Raw genomic sequence first — 4,541 nt, 5'->3', positions numbered from 1 at the left:
GTTGCTGTGCTGCGCCCGGTCGTTCTACCTGCACAGCCATCGCGGTCGGAATGTATTCTTCGATCACGGCATGGGCATTCGTGCCACTGATCCCTGTCGTGCTGATCGCGCCGACTCGCGGGCGGCCTTCCTGCATCGTCCACGCTCGGTTCTCGGTGCTGACGACGAACGGACTCTCCTCAAATCGGATGTACTCGTTGCTCGATTCGAATCCGTGCAAGCCCAACAGGGTGCGTTCGCGCATCGCCATCAGCATGCTGATCAGGCTGACGATGCCCGATGCGGCAAACGTGTGCCCGATGAGCGGCTTGATCGAGGAGAGCGCACAGTTCTGCGCTTGAGCGCCAGGCTTGCGGAAGGCGCTGGTCAGCGCTTGGATCTCCATCGGATCGCCTAGCTTCGACCCGGTGCTGTGCGACATGACGAACTGGATGTCAGACGAATTGATTCCATAACGGTCATACACGCTGCGGATCAGATCGGCTTGAGCGTCCGGGTTCGGCGATGTGATACCATTCGATTGGCCGTTGTAGTTGACTCCGGTCGCTGTGATGCAGCCGTAGATCTGGTCGCGATCGGCGATCGCTTTGGACAAAGGCTTGAGCACGACGACGGCAACGGCTTCGCTCGGCACCAACCCGTTCGCACGCGAATCAAACACATACGAGTGTCCGTCCGGGGACAGCATGTCGATCTTGCTCATCCCTTGGTAGATCATCGGGGAGATCAAAAGATTGACCCCGCCGGCCAGCGCCATGTCGCAGTCCCCTGCGCGCAAGGCTTGGCAGGCTTGATGGAGCGCAACCAGCCCGGAGGAGCAAGCGGCGGTCAACGCCAGATTCGGCCCCTTCAAGTCGAGGGCGTAGGCGATGCGGGCGGCCAACGTCGCATTTTGATTGCCGTTGAGCGGGCCGCCATCCCCTGTCAGGAAGCCGTATTCACCCTCTTCGACACCGACGTAGACGCCGCACAACTTGCCGCGAATCTGATCGCCCATGTAGCCGGCATCTTCGAGCGCATGCCATGCTTCCTCCAAGAATAGGCGTTGTTTCGGGTCCATGTACTCCGCTTCTCTCGGCGAGATCTCGAAGAACAGCGGATCGAAGCACTCGACGTCTTTTACAAATCCGCCCCATTTGGACGTGATTTTGCCTTCTTCATAGTCACTTTGCCAGTCCCAGCGATCCGAAGGAATCTCGGTGATCGCGTTCTTGCCCGCTTTGAGGTTCTGCCAGAAGTCCTGCACGCTGTCCGCTTGCGGGAAGCGTCCGCTCATCCCGATCACGGCGATCGGTTCGTGAACACCGGATGTCGGCGGCACGAGAATCTCTTTTGTCACCGCGACTTCTTGCCGGGCCGGAGCGACAACCGGAACAGGTGTCGGTTCGGGGGCTGGTTCGGCAGTCGGTTCAAGGTAGTGCTGCGTCATCAACGCCTCGTGTTCGCGCAGGAAGTGCAGGGTCAATTTTTCCAACGTGGAGTGGCTGAAGAACAAGGCCGGCGTCACTTCGAGGCCGTAGTGCTTGGAAAGACGGTTGCCAAGCTCGGCCAAGCTGATCGAGTCAAACCCGAAGTCGACCAGATTTTCCTCGACATCGAGTTCGTCGCGGGAGATTTTCAGGATCTGGCTGACCTGTTCTTTGAGATCCCACTCGATGCATTGCTCAAGCGAGAATCCTTGCAACTCCGGACGCATCGCTGTGCCCGACGAGACGCTGACAGTCGGCGGCGGCGTAGTGGGTTGAACCGCTGTCGGCGCTTGTGCAGCCATTCCGAGGAAGCGTTCGACGCGGCTTGGCTGCCCGACGAGGACCAGCTGCTGCACGTCGTTCTGCGAGAGGATCAGGTCAAAGAGCTCCACTCCCTCTTCCGCTTCCAAGAAGCGCTGTCCGCTCGACTTCAGGTAGTTCGCCGTGATCTCTCCTTCATCAAGACCCATTCCGCCTTCTTTCCAGAGCGGCCAGTTGATCACCAGCGTCTGGCCCGGCAACTGCTGTTCGTGACGGTGTTGCGCGTAGGCCATCTGGAAGCGGTTGCCGATCGCGTAGTCGCAGGAACCGAAATCGCCCAACACGGCGGATGACGAGGAGAAGTAGCAGACAAAATCAAGCTCGGTCTCCTTCGCCAGCAATTCGTCGAGCAGCAGGGTTCCTGCGATCTTCGGGCTCAGAACCCGTTCAAACGCCTTGATGTCCTTGGCAAAAAGGCTCTCGTCCCCGGACAATCCTGCTGCGTGCAGCACGCCGTGCAGAGGTCCGAAGCGATCGCGTGCACGAACCAGCCCGGCTCGCATCTGCTCTTCGTCACATACGTCCGCTTGCAGGTAGAAGACTTGGCTGCCCAGCGTCTCCAGATCGCTCAGCTTGCTGCGCTTCTCTTCGTCGAGCTCGGAGCGGCCGGTGAGGATGAGGTTCACAGGCTGTTTTTGGGCCAGATGCTCCGCGAACAAGTAGCCGAGCGCACCGAGACCGCCGGTGATCAGGTAGGTGCCGCCTGCCCGCACCGTGCGTTGGCCCGCATCAAGGCGGGTCGGCTGGACGGTGCAGATGTGGCGCTTGCCTGCTTCGTACAGGACGCTTTGCGCTTGCGGGGCATGGAGTTCACGCCAGAGCAGCGGCATCCAGTCTTGAAGCGAGGAAGAGCCCGCCTGCAAGACCGCCGTCACCTTCGTGTTAGGCAGCACTAGGCCCAAAGATCTTTCAAAGCCGATCCATGATTCGAAGTAGCTTCGCTCCACTCCGTTCTCGAATTGCCCAGCTAGCAGCAGGCGTTCGGGCTTCTGACCGGAAGCGTCGAGGAACTTCAGGATGTTCACGATACTGGAATACTCTCGGATCAGAGCCTTGTCTTCAAGCGGCCACAGGTACAGCATCCCGAAGACGTCTCGACGCTCCTCCTGCATGCGTTGGAAGGACTCTGGAATCGAGCTTCCCTGTGCGATGAACTCGACTTGCAGGCTCGGGCTCAGGGACTTGAGCGCCTCCCGCACCGTTTGCTGCAGTGCCAGATCGGACAGGAAGCAGACGAGCGTTCCAGCGTTCCGGGCTGTGACAGAAGGCAGGGATTGCTCTTGCCAGATTTCTCGGAATGTCATCAACTCGAAGGATTCCGGCTGCTTCTTGGCTTGTGCAGGTTTCGCTTGTGCAGGTTCAGCCTGCAGTCCAGTCAGGCGAACGCAGATGTTCCCTTGGGCGTCGCACAGTTCGATGTTGAGCGTGCCATCGCTTCCCTCTTGCACCCTTGCTTGCAGGTTCGTCGAGACTGGGGCCAGCACTTCAAGGTTTTCCACGACGCTCAAAGACATCAGCGTTCGTGCCGCTCCCGCCGTTCCTTCCGGCACCCAGTAGCGCTGTTTGGCAAACGGATAGGTCGGCAGGCTGATGCGGCGCGGCTTGTGTTCGCCGTAGAGCTTGTTCCAGTCCAGCTCCAAGCCTTTGACCCACAGGTCGACGAGCTTGACGTGCTTGCGGCGCTGAATCCATTTTTCAATCGCTTCCTGCAGCTCTTCATCGGCGAGGAAGAGCGAGAGGGTGTCTCGGTTGGCTTTGACATGGCCGCGATAGAGGGTTGGGACATCCTCTTGGCCGGACACGCAGGCGCGCAACTTGATCGCGAGGTCTTGAAGCGAGTCGACGAGCAGCGCCATACGCGCATCGTGCGCTTCTCGACCGATCTGCAAGGTGTAGGCGATGTCAGCGAGGTCCGCATCTGTGAACGGCTGCGTCTCGATGGCGTGAAGCAGGCGCGCGGCTAGCTCCTGCAACCGTTCTTCGTTCTTGGCCGACAACACGATCATGGCCGGATTCTGCGGCGTCACCTCGACAGGCGTGCGCAGCGACTCTGCCGGTATGTACTCTTCGATGATCACGTGCGCGTTGGAACCGCCCGCTCCAAACGATGAGATGCCAGCGATACGCGGTACTTCGCGAACCTGACCGCCGATCTCCACCAGCGGACGCTTCCACTCCGCCAGCTCCTGCTGCACGACGAACGGGGTCGCGTCAAAGTCGATGTTCGGGTTGAGCACCTTGGCATGCAGCGAAGGCGCGAGTTGGCGATGCTTCATCTGCAGCAACACCTTCGTAACGCCGGCGATGCCCGCTGCGCTCTCGCAGTGACCAATGTTTGACTTGGCCGAGCCGATGGCACAGGATTGCAGTTTGGCGTTTGCCGTGGCCTGGAAGGCCTTGGTCAAGCCTACGATCTCGATCGGATCGCCAAGCGAGGTGCCGGTACCGTGCGCTTCGATGTAGGAGACCATGCTCGGGTCAAGTCCCGCCTGCCGCAGCGCCTGCTCGATCACATTCGCCTGCGCATTCGGGTTCGGGACGGTGTACCCGTTGGTTTTGCCCCCGTGGTTGATCGCGGTGGCCTTGATCACGCCGTGGATCTGATCTCCGTCTTCAATCGCCTTGGACAGAGGCTTGAGCAGCACAGCGCCCACGCCTTCGCCCGGCACGTAGCCGTCGCCCCCTTCGCCAAAACTCTCGCATCTGCCCTTGCTCGACGCGAACTTGCCTTGGCCGAGCAGCAGGTACTTG

Annotated in this window: 1 protein-coding gene; it reads right to left on the bottom strand. The window is 60.1% G+C overall.

Translation table 11 applies throughout. The annotated features are described in order from the left end of the window. The coding region (locus tag L696_RS28665) for a type I polyketide synthase (RefSeq protein WP_155985414.1) at positions 1-4,541 on the bottom strand (4,541 nt) is incomplete at both ends.

The organism is Paenibacillus maysiensis, from assembly GCF_000520815.1.
Classification (GTDB): domain Bacteria; phylum Bacillota; class Bacilli; order Paenibacillales; family Paenibacillaceae; genus Paenibacillus; species Paenibacillus maysiensis.
Note: the sequence above shows the minus strand (reverse complement) of the source record. Positions and strands in the feature narration are given on the sequence as shown.